This is a genomic window from Anaerotignum propionicum, from assembly GCF_024461735.1.
GTDB lineage: Bacteria > Bacillota > Clostridia > Lachnospirales > Anaerotignaceae > Chakrabartyella.
In genome coordinates this window covers 285004-307657 of record NZ_JANGAD010000001.1, presented here as the reverse complement: position 1 = coordinate 307657, position 22654 = coordinate 285004, and the positions used below count along the sequence as shown (strand labels likewise).

At 38.2% G+C, this 22654-nt stretch carries 16 protein-coding genes; 5 read left to right on the top strand and 11 right to left on the bottom strand.

Translation table 11 applies throughout. The features are described 5' to 3' along the window. The first annotated feature begins 112 nt into the window (after positions 1-112). The 5 genes from NE558_RS14655 (at position 113) to NE558_RS01625 (ending at position 7954) form a co-directional block, all read left to right on the top strand. Positions 113-433, top strand: coding sequence for a nitrous oxide-stimulated promoter family protein (locus tag NE558_RS14655; protein WP_256148172.1), 321 nt, complete (start codon positions 113-115; stop codon positions 431-433). After that, a complete protein-coding gene (locus NE558_RS01640) occupies positions 430-846 on the top strand; it encodes a YbaN family protein (RefSeq protein WP_256148171.1) in 417 nt (138 codons plus the stop codon). Before NE558_RS14655 ends, NE558_RS01640 begins: the two co-directional genes overlap by 4 nt. A 617-nt stretch (positions 847-1463) precedes the next feature. Next, positions 1464-3011: an S-layer homology domain-containing protein gene (locus NE558_RS01635; RefSeq protein WP_256148170.1), complete on the top strand. Its 1548-nt coding sequence runs from the start codon at positions 1464-1466 to the stop codon at positions 3009-3011. Positions 3012-3450: 439 nt separating this feature from the next. Beyond that, positions 3451-6867: a response regulator gene (locus NE558_RS01630; protein ID WP_256148169.1), complete on the top strand. Its 3417-nt coding sequence runs from the start codon at positions 3451-3453 to the stop codon at positions 6865-6867. Beyond that, positions 6857-7954 carry a response regulator gene (locus NE558_RS01625; RefSeq protein WP_256148168.1) on the top strand — a complete coding sequence of 366 codons (1098 nt, stop codon included), beginning with the start codon at positions 6857-6859 and terminating at the stop codon, positions 7952-7954. Before NE558_RS01630 ends, NE558_RS01625 begins: the two co-directional genes overlap by 11 nt. A 227-nt stretch (positions 7955-8181) precedes the next feature. Here NE558_RS01625 and NE558_RS01620 read toward each other — a convergent pair whose 3' ends face one another. From NE558_RS01620 to NE558_RS01570, 11 genes are all read right to left on the bottom strand, one after another. Continuing rightward, on the bottom strand, positions 8182-9756 hold the full coding sequence (locus NE558_RS01620; RefSeq protein ID WP_256148167.1) for an acyl CoA:acetate/3-ketoacid CoA transferase: 1575 nt from the start codon (positions 9754-9756) through the stop codon (positions 8182-8184). Between the two features lie 109 nt (positions 9757-9865). Further along, positions 9866-10990: a lactoyl-CoA dehydratase subunit beta gene (gene lcdB, locus NE558_RS01615; RefSeq protein ID WP_256148166.1), complete on the bottom strand. Its 1125-nt coding sequence runs from the start codon at positions 10988-10990 to the stop codon at positions 9866-9868. Positions 10991-11006: 16 nt separating this feature from the next. Then, positions 11007-12275 (bottom strand): lactoyl-CoA dehydratase subunit alpha, encoded by a 1269-nt coding sequence (gene lcdA / locus NE558_RS01610; RefSeq protein WP_256148165.1) that lies wholly within the window; start codon positions 12273-12275, stop codon positions 11007-11009. A 15-nt stretch (positions 12276-12290) separates the two neighbouring features. Then, positions 12291-13070 carry an acyl-CoA dehydratase activase gene (locus NE558_RS01605; RefSeq protein ID WP_256148164.1) on the bottom strand — a complete coding sequence of 260 codons (780 nt, stop codon included), beginning with the start codon at positions 13068-13070 and terminating at the stop codon, positions 12291-12293. Between the two features lie 799 nt (positions 13071-13869). Then, positions 13870-15276, bottom strand: a complete 1407-nt coding sequence (locus NE558_RS01600; protein ID WP_256148163.1) for a peptidoglycan D,D-transpeptidase FtsI family protein — start codon at positions 15274-15276, stop codon at positions 13870-13872. Then, positions 15269-16648, bottom strand: a complete 1380-nt coding sequence (locus tag NE558_RS01595) for an FtsW/RodA/SpoVE family cell cycle protein (RefSeq protein ID WP_256148162.1) — start codon at positions 16646-16648, stop codon at positions 15269-15271. The genes NE558_RS01600 and NE558_RS01595 overlap by 8 nt, the downstream gene beginning before the upstream one ends. A 4-nt stretch (positions 16649-16652) precedes the next feature. Next, entirely contained in the window at positions 16653-19082 is a 2430-nt protein-coding gene (locus NE558_RS01590) for a DUF3656 domain-containing U32 family peptidase (RefSeq protein ID WP_256148161.1), read from the bottom strand. Between the two features lie 199 nt (positions 19083-19281). Further along, positions 19282-19881 carry a cell division protein ZapA gene (locus tag NE558_RS01585; RefSeq protein ID WP_256148160.1) on the bottom strand — a complete coding sequence of 200 codons (600 nt, stop codon included), beginning with the start codon at positions 19879-19881 and terminating at the stop codon, positions 19282-19284. 404 nt (positions 19882-20285) lie between these two features. Further along, a complete protein-coding gene (locus tag NE558_RS01580) occupies positions 20286-20840 on the bottom strand; it encodes a 2-oxoacid:acceptor oxidoreductase family protein (protein WP_256148159.1) in 555 nt (184 codons plus the stop codon). 1 nt (position 20841) lies between these two features. Further along, positions 20842-21594: a thiamine pyrophosphate-dependent enzyme gene (locus tag NE558_RS01575; protein WP_066048100.1), complete on the bottom strand. Its 753-nt coding sequence runs from the start codon at positions 21592-21594 to the stop codon at positions 20842-20844. Beyond that, positions 21594-22652: a 3-methyl-2-oxobutanoate dehydrogenase subunit VorB gene (locus NE558_RS01570; RefSeq protein ID WP_066048098.1), complete on the bottom strand. Its 1059-nt coding sequence runs from the start codon at positions 22650-22652 to the stop codon at positions 21594-21596. The genes NE558_RS01575 and NE558_RS01570 overlap by 1 nt, the downstream gene beginning before the upstream one ends. Between the last annotated feature and the right edge of the window lie 2 nt (positions 22653-22654).

The window sequence follows — 22654 nt, the reverse complement described above, 5'->3', positions numbered from 1 at the left end:
AGATTCCAGATATATATTAAAAAAAGCACTGGATTTTATTAAGAGGGATATAAATACAAATTCAAAAAAATGTTTCTGGTGCTTTTTTAAATATTCTGCCTCCTAGAATGCTATGAATCATATAAAAAAAATCAATAAAGAAAAACAAATGGTTCTTTGCATGATCAAATTGTATTGTGTTAAAAAACATGAAACATCCTTAAGTTTGTGTGAAGATTGTAATAATCTTCTTTCCTATGCCTATCAAAGAATTGAGCACTGTCCTTTTATGGAAACAAAGACATTTTGCAGTAGTTGCAAAGTACATTGCTACAACCCCTCCATGGGTAAAAAAATAAAGGAAGTGATGACTTTCTCTGGCCCACGGATGCTTTTATATCATCCCATTGCCGCCCTAAGTCATTTAATCCATTCTAAAATTTTAAGGAGATGATTAATCTGAAGTACATATATATTGGGTTGGGTTTTTTATTTTTTGGCATTGGCGCAGTTGGTGTTGTTGTTCCCCTTCTGCCCACAACCCCCTTTTTGCTTTTGGCCTCCTTTTGTTTTGCAAAAGGCTCAGAACGTTTCAACAGATGGTTTAAATCAACCAAAATTTATAAAAACAACTTGGAAAGCTTTGAAAAAAACCGCTCAATGACATTAAAAACTAAACTATGTATTTTGATTCCTGTATCTTGTATGCTTATACTTGCTTTTCTTATGATGAGCAATACCTATGGTAGAGGCTTTATTGTTTTTTTGATTCTATTCAAATATTACTATTTTATCTTTAAAATTAAGACAGCTCCCGCCGCCGTTTTGGAGCAGAATCGGCAAACAAAGAGCCCCTACCTTGATTAAAATATCTTCCCTGTTCATTCATAAATTTATATTATACTTGGCTGTTGCATTTTCTCTTAACAAATAGGATGGGATAAAAACTCTCATCCTATTGTTTTTGTTTCTTCCACGCTTCAAAAATAAGGGGAAATGATGAAACAAATATCTTTAATCAATCATTCAGACTTATGTTTATATATAGGGAAAAGTTACCATTTATTTTTTTTTGCGTTTTTTGGATAATATGGTATAATATTCATAGATTTTGACGATTTTTTTGTTATGAAGTGATTTTTAGGCATGGCTTGCCTTGCAAACTGAATCAAGAAAAGCCTGAATTGAGAAAGAACCAGCACCAGCATGGGTTCATTTTTTCTGCCTAGGGTAAATATATACTCTAATACTACAAGCCCCTATTAAACGAAATAATAAAATATCATACACAAATATTCGTATTTTCATCATAATTATACCGTTTTTTTGTATTTGAGGAATATTTTTCTATCTATCAGATAAGAATATGACCAATCCTTCTATACAAAAGTTTGTACTGCAGGGCCTATTGAAGGAACAATCTACTTCCTCCAAATTATATAGCTCAAAAAAAGTTTGATATTAAAAACAGAAAGGATGATAGCATGAAGCGGTTTGTCGCAGTAATCATGATGCTGCTTATGGCAATGAGTGGCACCATGCCCGTCTTTGGGGCAATCGTGACAAATGCTGATCCATGGGCAAAAACTTCCATGGAATTTGCATATAACCAGGGATTGATTACAGAAGAGAACCTTCTGGATGCCAAAAGAGAAATAACAAGACTAGAATTTTGTAAAATCGTAGTGCTTCTATACGAAAAAAGTAAAGGAGAAACATTGATTCCGAAAAACGAAAGTCCCTTTACAGACTGTAATAATCCATCGGTTATCGCAGCTTATGAAGCAGGAATCATCAGCGGAACAGAACCAACGAAGTTTAAGCCAAATGATAACTTAACACGAGAGCAATTGGCTATACTGCTCCATCGAATTTTAAAAGTTTGGGGTATCACATTAACCCCAGGAACAGAAAAATATGCTTTTTCTGATATTTCTATCTTGGAAAAGCCTTCGATTGAAGTCATTGGCAAAATCAAGAATGCTGGTATCTTAGTAGGAGACGATGACGGAAAATTTTATCCTATGAGAGGCTTAACCTTTCAGGAAGCAGTCATTGGTTTGGTAAAGATATGCCATTATGCAGAAAATAAAACAGAACCAACTGATGTCAAAAATGAAACAACTGATGAAAATAAGCAGCCTTCAAAAGTGGTTGAAGAAATGGCACCTGAAAAAGCGAATCCTACCTCAGAAATTGACCAAAAGACTTTAAACATTTATGAAACAGTCTATATTAAAGATAAGGTTGTTTTTCTTGGGGAAACCACCAATCAATTGAAAGAAAGCTGGGGCGAGCCCAGTAGAATTGATACCACCGTTTATGCTTTAAAAAGATATGTTTATGTCAATGATTATGAGAATTATTTCTTCGTAACATTAAAAGATGATAAGGTTGTAGAAATTTTTGTCCCCACAAAATATTTCTCTTATCTTGGCACCAATGGGGAGGGTACCTCGGCAAATATTAAGCAGCTGAATTATATCAGCATGGTAGAGCATAGTGGCATTGTTGAAACAAGTACAACTTACGCCAGCATCCCCTTAGATTATGAGGGTACTATTCGAGGTATTTTGTTGCAAGAAAGAGCATTTACTTTAGGCAACAATGAGAAAAGCGGCTTAACCATTTCAGAACGGGAGACCCTAGAAACCCAGTTGTTAGATTTGATTCAGGTAAAACGTAAGGAGCAAGGTCTGCCGCTTTTGACAAAAGCTCCTAAACTTTCAAGTGTTGCATTGGCTCATAGTAAAGATATGGTGGATAATAATTATCTTGGCTATACAGGAACCAATGGCAGCACCCCATTTGCAAGAATTTCAAACGAAAATATCTCTTTTACCAGTGCATCTGAGATTATTGCAAAACAAAGGGGTGACATTACCAACATCTATCGCCAATGGATTAGAACAGCGGCACAATTTCAAAGCTTGCTTGATCCCAATGTGGATTCTGTAGGTGTAGGTGTTAGTCAAAAAGGGAAAGACCTTTATGTTACTGTGGATTTTTGCGGTGGATATAAAGATAAATAATAAAAATAATCAAAAGGTATTTCAGTAGGCAGGGTATTCCCTTGCCTACTTTTTTTATTCAAATAAGTATTTTTCTTAAATGATACCTAAGTCTATGCTTTGGAAACAATTTAAGCATCAACCCTTCATATGCTATAAAAAACTACCGCCCTTCCGTTTACTATGGACTATAGTGTTTTATTAAAAATCATTTGCATAATAAATAGACAAGAACAATAAGTATTTGGTAAAATTAATCTACAAGACCAAATCATACCAAATTGCTATATGAATATGGAATAACAATTCCTCATGGAAAGCTCAGAACTTTTACAAACTATGAGAAACTCTCATTAATGCCTTCTGAGATGCTTTCATTCAAAGTAATACATAAAAAAGAAAGCTATTTAAAGATAATCGGGTTTAAATCATCTAGTGCTTAGAAGGGAGTCGGAACACTATGAATGAAAGTAATAATACAAAAGAAAGAAAAGAAAAAAATATGACTAAGAAAATTACAACAGGTATCTATCTATCTCTTTATTTATGTTCCTTTTTATTGATGGCCTATATTTTATATCATGAGACCACGACCATAGGAAAAATGCAGATAAACACAGTGGTACTCAATGGAGTTCTTGTTCAAATTCAGTTTTTGGCGATGATTGGATTCATAACCTGCCATGCTACACGAAAAAGATTTCTCATTGCTTATATGGGCAATCTATTTCTTTTTACCATGACTGCTTTTTCAGTCTTCATAAATCATCAGGAGGATGGAATATTGGGCTTTGTCGTTGCCTTGACTATTCATTTCATTCTTTGGATTATGGAAAAATATACAAAAAGAATGAAACAACTAAGCATTGCCGAGTTAAAGCTTCATTTAAAAAAGGAAGAAAATGAACAACTTCGTCTGTATTCCAGTGTAATTGAGCAATCTCCCCTATCTATTGTAATAACTGATGAACAAGGAAATATTAAATACGTAAACCCATATTTTACAGAAGTAACAGGATATACTTTAGACGAAGTAATTGGGAAGCACACCCGTATTTTAAAATCCAATAAAAATCAGCCGGATACATATAAAACCCTGTGGAAAAACATAACTCGAGGTGAAAAATGGATTGGAGAATTCACCAATATAGATAAAAATGGAAATGAATTCTATGAGCGTGCAGTAATTTCCCCCATTATCGGAGAGGATGGCGAAACTGCCTATTACGTGAGTATCAAAGAAAATATCACAGAAGCACTGCTTTTAAAAAATACTCTTGATGATCAAAGCCGTTTCATTAGTCAGTTGATTGATGTAATTCCAAGTTCTATCTTTTACGTAGACAAAGAAGATATTTTTCTTGGGGCAAATTCAGAATTTACAAGGGTATATCAAACGGATCCCAATCTACATCATGGATTAAAGCTCAAAGATACCCCTTGGATGGATGAACCCAAATACCAGAGGTTTACTGAGATGCGGCAGGAGTCAGTAACAACTGGAAAACCTACCATTCGGCAAATTGTCTCTAATCTAAATGGAAAAGAAACAGCGATGTTATATTGTGTGAATGCCTATTATACTTCCAACGGAGACATTGGTGGCTATATTGGCATTCTGACTGATATTTCAGAGCTAAAGGAGAAGGAAATTGAACTTCAGAATGCATTCATTCAGGCAAATGCTGCTACAGAAGCGAAATCTTTGTTTCTAGCAAACATGAGCCATGAAATTAGAACCCCCATGAATGCCGTAATAGGAATGTCCTATTTAGCATTACAAACTCAGTTAACAGATAAACAAAGAGACTATCTTTCCAAAATTAACAATGCGGCCACTTCCCTGCTTCGTATCGTCAATGATATTTTGGACTTTTCAAAAATAGAGGCTGGAAAGCTAAAAATGGAAACACTGGAATTTAATCTGGATGAGGTTCTCTCAAAATCCATTGAACTTTTGATACCTAAGGCGAGAGAGAAAAATTTAGAAGTCATTTATCATCTTCCTTGTAATTTACCTGCACAAATTATTGGCGACCCCTTACGCCTAGGGCAAATCATTACGAATCTGATGAGCAACGCCATTAAGTTCACTCATAACGGTGAAATCCGTATTGATGTGACTCAAGAGGATCAAAAAGAAAAAAAAGTTTGCTTGAAGTTTCGTGTATCTGATACTGGTATTGGCATATCCAAAGAAAATCAGGAAAAATTATTTGAAGCGTTTACGCAATCTGATAATACAATCACACGTCAATATGGCGGAACAGGGCTAGGTCTTACAATTAGTAAGACTCTGGCTGAAATGATGAATGGAAGGTTGTGGCTGGAAAGTGAAGAAAATGTAGGTAGCACATTTTCTTTTACAGCGTGGTTCGATATTGGGGAAACTTTATCCCCTAAAAAATGTATTACCCTACAAGATATTAAAAAAATTAAAACACTTGTTGTAGATGATAACCCTATGGCAGGAGAAATCATGAAAGAGTACATGGAAAATATGGGTGCCTCAGTGGAATTAGCTGCATCCGGAAGACAGGCAATCGAATTGATTCAAAAGAATGGTTTTGAATCGCCATATCAACTGCTCCTGATTGATTGGAATATGCCGGACTTGGACGGAATGGAGACGGTAAAATGCATAAATGCATTATCAGAAATAAAAATTAAGCCTTTGGTAATATTGGTTACTGCTTATGATTTGGAGGAAATGAAAAAATCCGCACAAAATTTAGGCATTGCTGCTTTCTTAACCAAGCCAATATCACAATCCAGTTTATATGATACTATTGTAAACATTTTTGCCAAAGATCTCTCCATATCGCAAAAAGAATCCCTCCCATATGAAACAACCTTATTACATGGGGTTAATATTCTTCTGGTGGAAGACAATGAGGTAAATCAGCAAATTGCCTGCGAGCTATTGCAAAATCAAGGATGCAAAGTAGCAATCTCAAATAACGGATTACAGGCAGTGCAACGTTTTAAAAGTAGAACAGAGACCTATGACTTAATTTTCATGGATATTCAAATGCCTGAGATGGATGGCTTTGAAGCTACAAAAAAGATACGTGAAATAGACGCTGAAATACCTATCATTGCAATGACTGCCAGAAATATGTACGACGAAAAGGAGAAGTGCTACCAAGTGGGCATGAATGACCATATTGCCAAACCCATTGATCCGGAACTGCTGATGGAAATGGTCTCAAAATGGGCAAAAAATACATCAAATAAAGATTATTCTAAAATCTCGCCTGATAAATCAGCAGAAAGCATGGAAAAATCCTTCCCTAGGATATATGGAATTGACACCCAAAAGGGTATACACCGTCTGTCCGGCAATATGGAGCTTTATGAAAAACTTCTCTATAAATTTGCAACCGAGCAGATTGAAATCGTAGAAAAAATAAAAAATAATTTAGAAGATTATGAACTGCTTCAAAGCCAAGCTCATCTTTTAAAAGGAGTTGCTGGTAATATAGGTGCCACACAGGTATATCAGCTTTCTGGTCAGCTTGAAAGAATGGCAGAACTCAAATCACCTCTGAGTGAATTAAAAGCAATCGCAGAAGATGTGGTGCAAGAATTCCACAAAGTTTCCACGGAAATCGTGTTAATGGTAACCAATAAAGAACAAACCATATCTACTGAAGCTGTGAATAATGAAAACATAGATGAGATGATTGTTAAGCTAGCAGATATGTTAAAAAGGGGTGATGTAGAAGGAATAACCTATTTTAACAAAATACGCCCTGCCCTAAAGGACATATTAGGAGAAGGTCTATTTCAAACAATAGATGCTTATATCACTAGATATGAATTTGATGAGGCGGCGGTTGCAATTGGGAAATGGAGGGAAACAAATGAATACTAGAGATAGTGATGCAAAATATACCGTTATGGTTGTTGATGACGTACCGGATAATATCACTTTATTCTCGGAATTATTAAAAGATCAATATCATGTTAGAATTGCTTTAAATGGTGATCGTGCGTTAAAGCTGATTAAAGAAGAGCCACCGGATATTATATTATTAGACGTTATGATGCCGGTTATGGATGGCTATGAAACATGTCGCAGGCTAAAAGAGAATGAAGATCTAAAAGACATTCCAGTTATTTTTCTAACCGCTAAAAGCGAGCCAAAAGATGAGAATATTGGCCTAACTCTTGGCGCCGTTGATTACATAACAAAGCCGGTCAATCCCCAAATTTTTTTATCCAGAATTAAAGCACATCTATCTGCTAAACTAGCAAATGATATTTTGAAAAACAGAAATCAATACCTAGAAGATGAAGTCAAAAGAAGAACAAAAGAAGTAACTGCTTTACAAGAAATAACCATTATGGCTATGTCAAGCCTCGCAGAAATACGAGATAATGAAACAGGAAATCATCTCCAAAGAACTAAATTATATGCTAAAAAATTATGCCTCTTTCTGGCTAAGGAATCAAAATACGCACACGTTTTAGATGAAAAAACAATTGAAAATCTAGTTAATGCTGTTCCTTTACATGATATTGGAAAAGTTGGTATTCCTGATGCTATTTTATTAAAACCGGGCAAACTCACCTTTGAAGAATTTGAAATCATGAAAACCCACACGATTTTAGGGAAAGAAGCCATAGAAAAGGCAGAAAAATTAGTGGATTGCCCTGATGATTTTCTCCAGATTCCTAAGGAAATTGCATATAGCCATCATGAAAAATGGGATGGTAGCGGTTATCCCAACGGACTTTCGGGTGAAAATATTCCCCTATCCGCTAGAATTGTGGCTTTAGTCGATGTATATGACGCTCTAACCAGTAAAAGGGTTTATAAACTGGCCTTTACCCATGAAGAAGCAATTAAAATCATTTGTCGAGACTCAGGAAAGCATTTTGATGAAGAGCTTGTTCAAGCTTTTTTAATCCTTGCAGATGATTTTAAGGTTATCAGTGAAAAATACAAAGATGATTAATCTCTGCTTAACCTTCACACCCACTAATAGGGTTTTTCTAACATAGAAGCTTATGAAAAATACGTTTTTCTCGTTTTTTATATGCTATGATGACGCGTTTTATAAGTGAAAACAAAAGTCTTATACTTAAAACTCACCACCTGAAGTACAGGTGGTTTTCTTTAATTAAAAAACCCCTGTTTTTCACAGGGGTTTTTATTATTTTACATTTATTTATTAATTGGAAATCAAGATTTCATTTCCTTCAGACCCATTAAGCCTTCTGCAAACAATGCAGCATCCATCAATTTGATTTCGCCGTTTGCATCTCTGTCAATAATAGGTTTGAAATCCATAACATCAAGAATCTGTGTCTGCAAATCAATACCAGGCGCAATTTCAGATAAATGTAAACCATCTTCCTTCAAAAGGAATACGCATCTTTCTGTAATATAAGTAACCTGCTGCTTATTTGCAAGAGCAACATCACCATTGAACGTAATCTGTTCTACAGACTTCAAGAATTTTTTCTGCTTGCCTTCTTGAACAATAATAACCTTGCCATCTTCGATTTTAACCTTTAAGCCACCTGCTGTGAAAGTACCACAGAAGAATACCTTAGGTGTGTTTTGTGTAATGTTGATGAAACCACCACAACCAGCGATACGAGGGCCAAATCTTGAAACGTTGATATTGCCTTTTTCATCGCATTCAGCTAAGCCTAAATAGCAAAGGTCTAAACCGCCGCCATCATAGTAATCGAATTGATAACCTTGATCAATAAGTGCATCAGCATTATAAGAAGCACCAAAGCGAACGCCACCAGCAGGAACACCACCAATTGCACCACTTTCAGCAGTTAAAGTCATAAAGTCAACAATGCCTTCTTCATCAGCAACACTTGCTACATATTCAGGCGCACCAACACCTAAATTTACAGCAACATCTTTTTCTAATTCGATGGCACCACGACGACCAATAACTTTCTTTGCACTCAAAGGAAGTGGTTCTCCAACAACTTCAGGTCTTCTGTGCTCGCCAGATAAAGCAGGATCATATTCACAATCTAAAGATTGCTGATGATCTTCTGGATCAGCAACAACAACATAGTCAACATAAATTCCTGGAACTTTAACATGACGAGGATCAAGAGTACCAGCTTTTACTACTCTTTCAACCTGAACTACAACGATACCGCCACTGTTTTTAACAGCCTGGCATACAGAAGTTCCTTCCAAGGGAGCAACTTCTTTCTCAAATGTGATATTTCCGCTCTCATCAGCGTAAGTACCACGAATCAAAGCTACATGAATAGGAAAAGCAGGGTAGAATAAATATTCCTGGCCCTTAATCTCTACTAATTCAACAATATCTTCTTTGGTGATATCATTAACTTTACCGCCACCATTTCTGGGGTCAATAAAAGTACCGATACCAACCTTTGTAAATACACCTGGTTTATGAGCTGCAATATCACGGAACAAATGGCACAATGCACCCTGAGATACATTATAAGCTTCCATTTTATTTTCCATGGCCATTTTGCCCAAAGCGGGAACTGTAGCCCAGTGACCAGCGATGTAACGTTTTAAAAGGCCTTCATGAGCAAAGTGCTCAGCACCTCTTCCGTCTCTGTTACCTTGAGAACCACAATAAACATATGTAATGTTTTTAGGTTCGCCTGTTTCTAAGAATCTTTTTTCTACAGCTCTATCAAGAGCCTCAGGGATTGCATTTCCAACGAAACCACTTGTTGTAACTGTATCACCGTCTTTAATGAGCTTTGCAGCTTCGTCTGCGGTAATAATGGGAACCTTTCTCATTGTCGAAAATCCTCCTAAATCATATCGATTTTTACTTATTTGCTTATTACAATACACTGGAGCAGTCACCCACCCCAGTGTACAGTTTTTTAGCAAACGATTGTTCAAATTACAGCATTTCTACGAAAGACTGCAGTCTTGTTTTGATCTGTTCGAAAGAAGAAACTTCCTGATCAACTTCGATCATCAGACTCTTAACGCCTTTTTCTTCAAATTCTCTGTACATTACAGGGTAATCCCATTCTTCAGGATCACAGAATTTCATCATTGCAACAACGATAGCATCTGCACCTGTCTGAATTGTTTTATTGATCAGCATTCTGCCGCGGCCTTTCTTTGTATCAGTTGCAAGAGAGCAACCGTACATTTGCTGCCAAGCCTTTGCCATTCTGTAAAGAGGGCCACCTTCGCCATCCAGAACGTCAACACGAATCTGTCTGGATTCCTGAGCCAAATCGTCATCAACGATAGCAATTTTGAATTCATTGAAGATATCAAGCAATTCGTTGGGCTCAAGTAAGATACCTGTAACAACAACTTTCTTGCCATCCCAAGGCTGAACAGGCATAGCCTTAATTTCAGCAATAAGCTCTTTTACAAGTGCTGTGTGTTTTTCTTTCAACATGAACTGTCTTGCTTTGAAAACAGCATGACGGCTAACTGCATCAATTACCTGAGGGTAATCAGCTGCAACCTTAACAAAATCACGCATAACTGCTCTGTTTTCATTGTAAATTGCAATGGAATTTTCCAAAGCAGCGTTTGAAATTTTTACACCCAAAACTGATTCAAGCTGTGCTTTTACCAATTCATATTCTGTTACTAAGAACTGGTTTGCAGCTTCTAAACCTCTATTCTGAGGATGTGTAAATACGATTACAGGGGATGTGCCTTTCCATTTCTGGCTTAAGCACTTTAATGTATCACAAGGTACAGAGAAAATTACAGCAGAAAGGTCATCATAAGCGCCTTCACACTGCAGTTCCATAACCTGCTGCATAATTGAACAAGCAAATGCAGGAAGATATGTACGAGCCTTGGAAATTGTTTTGCCTTGTGCACCCCAGATACCCATAGGTAAATAACCAGCTGCGTGCACCATTTCTTCAGGAGAGTAAATAGGCATAATACCTACTGCACCCTTACCTGTTTCCGCCTTATAGTCATCCATTGCTTTTTTAGGATTTGCGGCAACGTCTTTTAATTGGGATAAAATAGCTTCTACTCTACTCATCGTTTTCTCCTCCTTCTTATTCTGCTGCAGCCATATTGGCTTCCATCATTTCAACCAGTGCCTGAACACGTGTATCAAACTGTGCGGGAGAGAATACGCGAGGATCTGTCTGGTCACCATCGATGCTTACATAAGGCAAACCATTCTTTTCTTTGATAATTTCAGCTGTTTCAACGTTCAGGAAGCTCATTAACTTACAGCTTCTGTTCAAGTGGTAAACTGTACCGTCAACCTGGCCTTTTTCCATGATGCCCAACAAAACTTCAACTTTGTTCTGTAAACATGTGTTAATATAAATTCTTGTATAAGCTTCTGCCATAGAGTGCATAGATTCATCGTTTGCATCATAGTGCAAATCCCAAAGTGCAGGGTAAGCTGTACCTGTCATGATAGAATTGAGGTTCTTCATGGACTTGAATGTGTGACCCAAGTGAGGCCATACAGCAATACCTTCCCATTGGAAACGAGTCTTTTCAGCGCCCTTGAATGCATAGATACCAGCTTTCAAGTTTTCTTCTAATTCATCAGCAAATGCTTTGAATGTAATTTCAGCATAATCCAAAGAACGGCAGGCAACGATCAATGCCATGTAGTTAAACAAGTCGAAGCCATTCAAAGGTGATGGTTTATATTTAGCCATTTCTGCAATTCTGTTCCAGTGGAATACAGAACGCTGTGTCTGATCTTTTACTTCTTTAAACTTCTTCCAGTCAAAAGGTCTACCACAGATTACTTCCAGCTGAGAAATTGCATTTCTGAACTGGTCTGCGATGTAAGCCTTTGCATATTCAGGAATAGGCATTGTGTGGTTGAAAGGAACGTCGATAACGATGCAAGGAATATCTAATTCTGCTGCAAGGTTTTCATACCATTTCAACAATGTATTACAAATGTTATTACATGTGATTACCAAGTCAGGCAGAGGAACGTCTGCTGCAGGAGAGTTGACCAAAACCTCAGGTTTTACACCTGTAATTGCAGCTTCCTTCAGGCATTCCATGTAGCCCATGTTTACTCTGCCGTAAGAACAGCAGTCAACATTGTAGCCTTTTCTATCAGCAACTTCCAACATGTCCATTGCGCCTTTTCTTGCGCCAATACCTGCTGCATGGGTTTCAGGATAAATCATTGCGATACCCATTGTTACGCAGAATTCAGGGGGAGCTACGGAAGCAGACCAACAAACAAGTTCGCCTCTTGCTTTTGCTTCTCTTGCATCTTGATCAGCCTTTCCCTGAAAGTAGGCTAACAACTGTTTTGCTTTCATGCCTTGTGTTAAACTCATTCTAATCCCTCTTTCTTATTTTTTTTGTGCCGCTTCATATGCGAACAATGCCGCACCCAGCGCGCCTGTCGTTTGTGGATTTGGTGCCACAATTACGTCTGTTTTCAATACACCAGCCACCGCTCTAACTACGCCTGCGTTTTTTGCAACACCGCCTGTCATTACGACGTCTTTTTCCAAGCCGCCTCTGTAAGCCAAGCCGCAAGCTCTGCTGGCAACTGAAAGGTGAACACCTTTGATGATGTTATTTCTACTTACGCCATTGGATAACTGAGAGATAACCTCAGATTCTGCAAATACTGTACACGTGCTGCTGATGGGTGCAGTATCTGTAGCTTGTTCATCCAATTCGGCCATTTCATCCAGGGTAGTTTCCAATACTCTTGCCATTACTTCCAGGAAACGCCCTGTACCTGCCGCACATTTATCATTCATAAAAAACTGCTTGATACCACCCTTGTCATCCAGACGGATTGCTTTCGCATCCTGCCCGCCAATGTCAATGATGGTGCGTGCAGTGGGTACCAAAAAATAAATTCCTTTGGCATGACAGCTGATTTCGCTGATTTGCTTATCCGCATCAGGAAAATTAAATCTGCCATAACCGGTTGCGACTGTATAAGAGATATCCTCTTTTTTCAGCCCACTTACCTCAAAGGCCTTATCAAGTGCCCTCTGAGGACCAGAAGATCCTGTTCCTACCTGAACAACCTCCGCAGCCACAACGTCTTTTCCGTCCTTCAAAATTACAGCCTTTGAAGAAGCGGAGCCGACATCAATACCTAATGTGTACATTGTCTTTTGTCCTCCTCCATATTTATCTCATACGAATAAAACACTCGCTAATTTCGATTTTTTCGGCTATCAAAAAGCCTCAATATGGTTAATAAAAAAACTTTCTTCCATAATGACAACAGAAAAAACCTATATCCAATATTATTACAGAATATAAGCTAATTTATTTATACTGCAACCTAAAAATTTCGTTGCATGAACCCTCCTGTTATCGTCTTGATTATAACACTATTCATTTTTTATTGCAACCTAAATTGTTAAAAAATTATTATTATTTGAAAAATTTTGGACTTTTTCAAAATAAAAAAATTTTTAATAATTGAAGCTTCTTTATTTTTACAAAATATTGAGAGAAAAAACGTAGTTTTTTGTCAATAAAAACTTATTTTTAACCAAAATCATTTCTTTTTTAGCTATTTTGACTTTGTTAATAAAAAATTTACTGATAAAAAATAACTTATTCTCTCTCCATATCTGAATCAAATTTGATGTCCTAAACTTACTCTTTTTCATAATAATGTTCTTTCTATCTGCTTTTTTGTTAAAAAATATGCAAAAAAGCCTTTCACACTATGCATAAATTGTGTTGATATTTAACTGTTTTAATCAAAAATATACATAAACCGAGCGGTCTTTCTTCATGAAAAACCGCTTTGTCTGATAAACGACTTAAAAAAGTGAATTTTGTTTCTTTTTCAATACAAAATTTTATTTCAACTTGTATTTGTGTAGGAAAAGTCACCATATGAACATACTTTCTAGATATAATTTATGGTACAAATCCCAATAAACCGAGAATTTATTCATTCTCTAGTTGATTCAAAGCCTCTTTTATCACCTTTCCTGCAATCGGTGTGGCACTGCCGTATGCTTTAGAATTTTCAATAACCACAGCAACTGCCACCTTTGGATCCTCAGCCGGTGCGAAACCAACAAACCATGAATGATCATTTCCTGTCGCATTCTCAGCTGTGCCAGTTTTTCCCGCCACAGTGATGCCTTTTACTGATGCTGCAGTCCCCGTACCGTTTTCTACAACAGAAACCATCATATCCCGAAGAACAGAAGCTTCTTCGGTGGTACAAATTTCTGACAGCTTTTTCGGAACCGTCTGCTTTCCCGCCTTACCATTGCTGTATTGAATATGATCTATTATATAAGGCTGCATCATAATGCCTTCGTTTGCAATAGCAGATGCCAGCATCGCCATATACAATGGTGTTACCGCTGTTTTCCCTTGACCAATTGCTGTTTCAACCAATTCACTTTCCGTAGCGTCTGCATTCAATCCGATTTTATTTTGGCTATATGCCAAGTCAAATGAAGAAGGCGTTTCCATACCCACCCGCTCCATAACACCTTTCAACTTAGATGCACCTATTTCAGTTGCCATTTGGGCAAAATAGCAATTGCAAGAAACCGTTAATGCTTGTTTTAAGTCAACAGTTCCATGAGCCTTATTGTTGTAGCAATGAATCACCTTGTTTTCGAATTTGGCTTCACCAGTGCATTCATAGGTTCTTGTTTGCCAGTCATTTAGGTTCTCCATCACAGCTAGAGAGCTGACTATTTTAAAGGTAGATCCGGGAGGATACAAACCTTGAGTTGCTCGGTTTACTAGGGGGCTATTCTCATTATCCTTCAAGTTGTCCCAATTGGCAGCAACAGTATTTGGGTCAAAATCAGGATATGCCTGTAATGCCAAAATCCGACCAGTGGATGGTTCCATCACAACCACAGCACCCTTGGCATTTCCCAAAAGATCCCCCGCTTTTGTTTGTATATCCATATCAACTGTAACAACAACACTGTTTCCTACCAGCTCTTTTCCAGTAGCAACAGAGAGTACCCTTTGAAAAAATTCGTTATGCAAAGTCATCATTTGAAAATTTTCTGCAGCCTCAACCCCTGTTTTTCCAACAGTGCTATAACCTGTAATGTGGGCTGCCATGCGGGAACGTAGATATTTTCTCTCATATGTGCCGTCCTTTTGCAATACGCTGGTAGCCAAGACTTCACCATCTCGATCAATGATATCTCCACGGCGAATGGTATTATCCACATAGCGCAAACGGGCATTATAGGAATTGGCGGAAATTCCATCACGATCCATTAAAACCAGTTTACCCATGTATCCAAGTAAAAGAAAAAAACAAAGAACCAAAAGCCAAAAAATTCGTCTGATACTTCTTTTCATATTATTCATAGCCTTCCCCTCCCTCAACCTCAAAAATAGGAGGAGCTTCTTCATCAACGCCATGCTGCTCGCAATAAACACAAACCCACTGCAAAAGACCTATCATCATAAGGCTAACTAAAACAGATGTGCCACCATAGCTAACAAAAGGTAGGGTCACCCCCGTTAAAGGAATAAGCTTGATAACACCGCCAATAATGATAAAGGCTTGAAAACAAAGCATTGTTGTAACTCCTATGGCTAAAATACTATAGTATCTTCGTTTAGAATCCAAAGCAATGCGCACACCCCGATATAGCAGCATAATAAAGATGCAAATAACCCCTGCGCCAAACAGCCCACCGAATTCCTCACAAATTGCAGCAAAAATAAAGTCACTTTCCACTACAGGAATGCTTTTCGGCATTCCCTTAGTCAAACCGCTGCCTAACAGTCCCCAGGTAGTAATGGCAAATAAAGAGTTTACAATTTGATATCCACCCTTGTCAATATCCGCCCAAGGATTTTGCCAAGCAGCAACACGCACTCGAACATGGGAGAAAATCTTGTATGCCAATGTAGCAGCAAAGCATGCTGCTCCCATGCCCAACAAAAACAAAAACTCATTTGCAGTAGCGATATAAAGCATAACCATATAAGTCATAAAGAAGATTAATGCACTGCCTAAATCCTTTTGTAAAACCAAAAGCATAACCACCCCTGCACTGAGCACACCGGTAATTATGAATTCTTTCCATTCAATCCTTTTACGAAAAACGCTTGCAAGATAAAAAATAAATAAAAACTTAACCAATTCTGAAGGCTGAAAGGTAATCCCGCTGATACTCAGCCAATTTGTGGAGCCATGACGTTCTACACCGAAAATTTTTGTGCACAATAATAAACCGAAGCAAAAAATTATATATGCCCATTCAAAAACCTCAAAGCGTGGTATCAAACGGAAAAAGAAAGGAAGCATTAGCATTCCAGCTAGCCCTATAACCATCCACATTAATTGCTTATAGGCTAAGCTTGGATCAATCCTTTGTAGCATAATTAAGCTTAAATCCATCAAAAAAAGCGTTCCCGTCCAAATCAAAGGACATCCTTCATAATAAAATCGGTCTAAAAAATGTATTGATGCCAGCAAAAAAACACATCCCGCCGCCCCAAACACAACCGTTCTCCAATCATATATTCCAGAATCCCGATTAAAAGCCAAAATCAAAAAGGCTGTTATGTGCATTAAAATAATAAGGCGTCGTTGGATAGAAACCGCATGATAAGGGCTGCCCAAAAAGCCGCCCTGCTCATACGCAATATAAACAATGCCCTGCCATAAAAAGAATCCGATATAAAAGATAAACAGATATCTGCTCAACATGATCAACAGATCAAACATATCCTCACTCCACTCCGCGGAAGAAATGTCCTTTCGTATTCCCTTTTTCCTTCATTTCTTCCAATAGGCTTCTTGTTTCTGAGCTAATTTTGTTAGGGTCTTGGGTCATTTCAGCATATGCCTTGGTTATTCTTGCAGCACGTCCAATCCCTTCCTTGGTAAATTCCAAGCGCACACTTCCTGTTACACTTTCTAATATTTCGTCATAAAATTTCAGTGTAAATAATGGTTTGCTATTTAATACCGTACATACACAACGCTCACAATCTGTCATTAAAGGAAACTTAAGCCCCTTTCTATCCTTTAAGAAATACAGCTCCGTATTATTCTTTTCAGAACAATAAAAATGCCCTTCTTTCCCTCCTGCAAAGTTGCCGATGGGACATTGTTGCGTTTTCATAAGGGGAAGATATCCATAAACCACCATTTCGCAGTCCTTATCTCCCATGGCATTGATTTCCTTTAGATTCGCTTCCACAGACAAACATACACTGTCGGCACCCTGTTGTTTCCAGAAAGCGACACCTTCTTCGTTCATAACATTCAAAGTGTAATCCACAGTAATTTTCTTTTCGCTGTCTTTTACTAAGCCAAATTGACCTGCAGAACGCACTAAAAATCCATCAATTTCTGTTTCTTTCAAGCGTTCCACCATGGCATCCTCTATATCCTTGCGCCATTGTCTGCTGATTTTGGGCAAAGCAGCATATAGACTAACATCAAAACTATTGCATAGCTTTAATGCTTGAGGTAACATTCTCTCCATTTCCCCAGAAGCTTCAAAATAAATTACCTTAAGTCCCTTTGTACCCACTATGGCCTCTAATTGTGAAAACTCCGTAACCAATGCATGGAGTTTTTTCTGAAGAACATAAGGGCTTTTTTCTTTTTCCTCTGTAATTCCCTTTTGAACCTCTTGTCTTTTTGATTTTTTCAAAATAGCTTCTTCCAAAGCCTCAACAGCCGTTCTTCTCAATTGATTCAATGCACCAACGCTCACATAGATATCGTCATCCCCATCAATCTCCAATGCCTCCAGCATAAAAGAGGTTGCCCCCATTTTCTCTACTTGCTGTTTTAGCTTTTCCAAAGAAGTAGGTTGATTTCCAGCTGCTTCCACCATATCTCCTGTTACATAAATATTGCTTCCATACATATCCCATAGCTGTAACGCCAATGGCTGGCCTTTTTTAGCTTTCAGCAGTCCCCAAATCGATTTTTTGCGACTGTCCTTCTCCCAAGTCTTTCGCAATGCGTCATTTAATGCCTTTCCATACGTACGATAAACCACATCGTTTTTTTGAATGTCCCCTTCAATTGCTAGAGAAATCACTTCTCCCGCTTTAGAAGCTTTCGAAATATTGGTGCCAACATGGGGTTCCTTGGCCGTCCAAATTTCGATGCCATCCCCTGGTACCAAGGGTTCTCTGGTACGTATAGTAACACGATTATGCTTGGGAATATAGCTATCCACAATACCAACTTTCAAGCCCCACGTCTTGGGTCTTTCAAGGCTCATCATATCTTTGCCGCCGGCAGAGGTATAATACCCCTCAGTGAATCCTCCACGGTTAAATAGCTGAGTCAAAGACTTTATATCTTCAGAAGATACCTGATAATGCTCAGGATCATCAAAATACAAATCGATATATTTCCTGTAAATGCCGGTAACTCCTGCTACATATTCAGGATTTTTCATCCGTCCTTCAATTTTCAAAGAGGCAATTCCGGCCTCTATCAGCTGGGGCAAAATCGTAACTGTCTGAATATCCTTTGGTGAAAGCAGATATCCCTCTTGCAATTTGTCCGCGCCCTTATAAAGGGTATAGGGTAGTCGGCAGGTTTGGGCACACCGTCCACGGTTGCCGCTTCTACCTCCCAAAATACTGCTCATGAGGCACTGTCCGGAATAACAAACGCACAACGCTCCATGAATAAAGGTTTCAATTTCTGCCTCTGTCTGTTGTGTAATTTCACTGATTTCTTCCAAGGAGAGCTCACGGCTTAACACAATTTTAGAAAATCCAAGGCTCTCCCAATAACGAACATCTTCCAAAGAGTTCGCTGTCATTTGAGTACTGGCATGCAACGGTAACTCAGGATAGTTCTCCCGAATTATTTTTGCCGCTCCACTATCTTGAATAATTAGAGCATCAACGCCCATCTTGTATAGTTTCCCTACAAAATCCAGCAATTCTTTCAGTTCTTCTACCTTATATAATGTATTGATCGTAACATATACCTTTACACCTCTTAGGTGACAATAGTCGCAAGCCTCTTCCAATTCCTCTAACGAGAAATTCCCTGCGAATTGTCTCGCACTAAAAAGCTTTCCTCCCAAATAGACGGCGTCACAACCATTGTTTACTGCCGCCTTCAAACTCTCCATAGAGCCTGCTGGAGCCAATAATTCAGGCTTATTCCTTGCAGACATTTTCATTCTCCTCTCTAAAAAAGCGTTTACTGAAAATTTGTATTTCTATAAATAAACGCTTTACTAACATCATATCAAATTTTATTATTACCAAAAAAGCAAATCACCTTTCGTTTTATAATAACGAAAGGTCTGATGCTTTTATTTTTTATTATTCAGATAATTTATTTCATTTAGCTCTTTTATAAAAAAGTAAAATCTACTTTCTGCGGCGTTTTTCTCTTTTTGCTTTTTGAATCATTAACCTCTCTGCCCGTCCCCCTTTTAATCCCATGGGATAATAATGGGGTTTTTCCTCTGTTTGTAAAAGAGGTTCAAGTTTCGGTTCCTCTTGCTCTTCCGATTTTTCCTCTTTGCTATCTTCAACTGCCTCTTCCTTCATCTCATCAAACTTTTCTTCAAAATCTATTTCAAATACTTCTCCAAACTCCTCAAGAGATGGTTTCTCTATTGCTTGAATCTCTTTCGCAGCCTGATTAGATTTCTCCTTTAATTCTGCAATCTCCAGTCGCGCTTCATCCACCTGAAAAACCAGCTCCTCAAGCCTGGTGCTCAAACCTAAATTACGACCCTCAAGCTCGGCAACTTTTTCTTTTTCTTTAAAATAATCATCTGCCACATTTAAAGCCGCCAAAACATAAGCTAGACTTGTATCCATCTTCACTGCCGCTGCATTTTTACGAATTTCCACTATTTTATTATCTATGTATGAGGCAACAGCCTGCATATGTATTTCCGTCTCTTCCCCCACAAGCGTAAAGGACTTTCCATCTACAAAAATTTTAATTCTGTTTTTCAAAAAACTGCACTCCTCTCCCTCGCCCTTTACAAAATATGTAAAACTCGCACAAGTTTTTAAAATACCCCCAAAAGACTTGTTCCAAGCGTACTCGTATTTATCTTAAAATAAAAATGCAATTCTATCTTGCATTTTTATAAAATGCCGTTTATAACTATGCATTCTTTTAAATATCTCAGGTATAGAAATATGATTGTTAATTTCTGTACCATGGGCCTTTTAAGAAGGCTTCCTTCCCACCTCAAATATCTGCTTCTTACTCCTTTTGATTTACTTTTAAGAAACATTTATTTTTATAATTATATCATATCTGCCATCAGTACGGAATGCTTTTTTATAATAAAAAAACCTTTTGGCAGGGTTTCCCCTGCCAAAAGGCCGTCAATATTTAGGATCAAATAGTGTTATTTGTAATTTTTCGCAAATTCGAAACCAATTTCAAATGCTTTCTTGTTATCAGGGATAAATTTTGCTTTCGCGCCCCCGAAAACATGAGCAAATGCATCATCAATGCTTTCCACTTTTACAGAACCGGTTGCTTGAATAACAGCACCCAAAAGAATAATGTTTGCCAATTTTGCACTGCCAAATTCCTGTGTTGCCATGGAGTTTGCAGGAACATTCATCACCTGGATATTGCTTCTTTCTTCCTTCAAAACAGCCAAATCAGCATTTGCAATCAAAACGCCGCCATCACCAAGGATGTCTACAAATTTATCTAAAGAAGGCTGATTCATTGCAATCACGCAATTTGCATCACTGGTGATTACAGGAGAGCCAATTGGTTCATCAGATACAATAACATGGCAGTTCGCTGTACCACCACGCATTTCAGGACCATAGGAAGGGCACCATGAAACCTCATGACCCTCTAACATGCCTGCGTAAGCCAAGATCTTACCCATGGAAAGTGTACCCTGACCGCCGAAACCTGCACAACAAATTCTCTGTGTATTCATATTATTTGCCCTCCTCTGCAGTGATGTCTTTGTAAACGCCAAGAGGATAGTAAGGGATCATTTTTTCTCTTACGAATTCCATAGATTTAACAGGTGTCAGACCCCAGTTTGTAGGACAAGTAGAAACAACCTCTACAAATGTAAAGCCAAGACCTTGCTTCTGAATTTCAAAAGCTTTTCTGATTGCCTTTTTTGCCTGAGTAACCTGAGCAGGTGTGGAGATACTTACTCTTTCGATGTAAGCAGGACCATCCAAAGTTGCAAGCATTTCGGAAACACGGATAGGGTTACCGTTGATTTTAGGATCACGACCAGCCTTAGCAGTTGTTGCCTTCATGCCTGGCAATGTAGTAGGCGCCATCTGACCGCCTGTCATACCATAAATACCATTGTTGATGAAAACAGTGGTGATTTTTTCGCCTCTTGCAGCTGCATGAACGATTTCTGCAGTACCAATAGAAGCCAAGTCACCGTCACCCTGATATGTCATAACCAATTTATCAGGATGTACTCTTTTAATGCCAGTTGCAGTTGCGGGAGCACGACCATGTGCACACTGAATTGCATCGAAATTAAAATATTTGTTTGCAAATACAGCACAACCAACAGGAACTGCTGCAATTGCGTTTTTGTCTTCGCCCATTTCTTCTAAAACTTCTGCTACAAGTCTGTGAACGATACCATGTGCACAACCAGGACAATAATGCAATTTTACATCAGTTAAAGCTTTGGGTTTTTGAAATATAACTGCCATTATTTGTCACCTCCCATAACTTTCTTACCAAACTCAACAATTTCATCTACCGCAGGAACGATACCGCCTGTTCTGCCATAGAACTCAATTTTGTTTTTATCGTTACAAGCATAAGCAACGTCTTGAACCATCTGTCCCATGCTCATTTCCACATCAAGATATTTTTTAATGTTCTTGTCCCATTTATCAAAAGCATTTACAGGGAAAGGCCATAATGTTTTTGGTCTAATCATACCAACTTTGAAGCCTTCTTCTCTTAAATAGCTGATTGCAGTTCTTACGATTCTGGAGGATGTACCATAGGATACAAATGCGTATTCAGCATCATCCATCATGTATTCTTCCCAAGCCTGCTCATTTGCTTCAATCTTTGCATATTTCTCAAAATGTCTCTTGTTCCAAGCTTCACAATCAGCAGCTTCGATAACCAAGTTTTCTACCATATGCTTCTCGCCGTCGCCCTTACCGGTCAATGCCCAGTCTTTAGGAGGCAATTCTTTTTTACAAACATAGTTGAATTCAACGGGCTCCATCATCTGACCAATCAAACCATCAGCCAAAATGATAACTGGTGTACCGTAGTAATCAGCTAAGTCAAAAGCTTCCATAACCATATCTACAGCTTCCTGTACGGATGCAGGTGCCAAAACGATATCATGATAATCGCCGTTGGAGCCACCCTTTACAGTCATGTTATAGTCAGCCTGACCTGGTTGAATTGTACCCAAACCAGGGCCGCCACGCATCATATTAATAATTACCGCAGGCAAACCAGCATTGGAAATATAGCCGATGCCTTCCTGCTTCAAAGCGATACCGGGGGAAGAAGAACTTGTTAAAACACGAGCCCCTGCACCTGCAGCACCATAAACCATGTTGATTGCCGCAACTTCAGACTCAGCCTGAACAAACACACCGCCAACCTTGGGTAATTCGCTGGATAAGTATTCTGGAACTTCACTCTGAGGAGTTATCGGATAGCCAAAAAAGTATCTGCAACCCGCCTCAATCGCTGCCTTACCAACTGCTTCATTGCCTTTCATTAAAACCTTTGCCATTG

What these genes read in the sequence shown, in the direction of transcription:
- NE558_RS01590 (WP_256148161.1), bottom strand. Translation starts at nt 19,082, where the DNA reads ATGTCTGCAAGGAATAAGCCTGAATTATTGGCTCCAGCAGGCTCTATG.
- NE558_RS01625 (WP_256148168.1), top strand. Translation starts at nt 6,857, where the DNA reads ATGAATACTAGAGATAGTGATGCAAAATATACCGTTATGGTTGTTGAT.
- NE558_RS01620 (WP_256148167.1), bottom strand. Translation starts at nt 9,756, where the DNA reads ATGAGAAAGGTTCCCATTATTACCGCAGACGAAGCTGCAAAGCTCATT.
- NE558_RS01580 (WP_256148159.1), bottom strand. Translation starts at nt 20,840, where the DNA reads ATGAATACACAGAGAATTTGTTGTGCAGGTTTCGGCGGTCAGGGTACA.
- NE558_RS01600 (WP_256148163.1), bottom strand. Translation starts at nt 15,276, where the DNA reads ATGAATAATATGAAAAGAAGTATCAGACGAATTTTTTGGCTTTTGGTT.
- NE558_RS01570 (WP_066048098.1), bottom strand. Translation starts at nt 22,652, where the DNA reads ATGGCAAAGGTTTTAATGAAAGGCAATGAAGCAGTTGGTAAGGCAGCG.
- NE558_RS01640 (WP_256148171.1), top strand. Translation starts at nt 430, where the DNA reads ATGATTAATCTGAAGTACATATATATTGGGTTGGGTTTTTTATTTTTT.
- NE558_RS01605 (WP_256148164.1), bottom strand. Translation starts at nt 13,070, where the DNA reads ATGTACACATTAGGTATTGATGTCGGCTCCGCTTCTTCAAAGGCTGTA.
- NE558_RS01635 (WP_256148170.1), top strand. Translation starts at nt 1,464, where the DNA reads ATGAAGCGGTTTGTCGCAGTAATCATGATGCTGCTTATGGCAATGAGT.
- lcdB (WP_256148166.1), bottom strand. Translation starts at nt 10,990, where the DNA reads ATGAGTAGAGTAGAAGCTATTTTATCCCAATTAAAAGACGTTGCCGCA.
- NE558_RS01595 (WP_256148162.1), bottom strand. Translation starts at nt 16,648, where the DNA reads ATGTTTGATCTGTTGATCATGTTGAGCAGATATCTGTTTATCTTTTAT.
- NE558_RS01575 (WP_066048100.1), bottom strand. Translation starts at nt 21,594, where the DNA reads ATGGCAGTTATATTTCAAAAACCCAAAGCTTTAACTGATGTAAAATTG.
- NE558_RS14655 (WP_256148172.1), top strand. Translation starts at nt 113, where the DNA reads ATGAATCATATAAAAAAAATCAATAAAGAAAAACAAATGGTTCTTTGC.
- lcdA (WP_256148165.1), bottom strand. Translation starts at nt 12,275, where the DNA reads ATGAGTTTAACACAAGGCATGAAAGCAAAACAGTTGTTAGCCTACTTT.
- NE558_RS01630 (WP_256148169.1), top strand. Translation starts at nt 3,451, where the DNA reads ATGAATGAAAGTAATAATACAAAAGAAAGAAAAGAAAAAAATATGACT.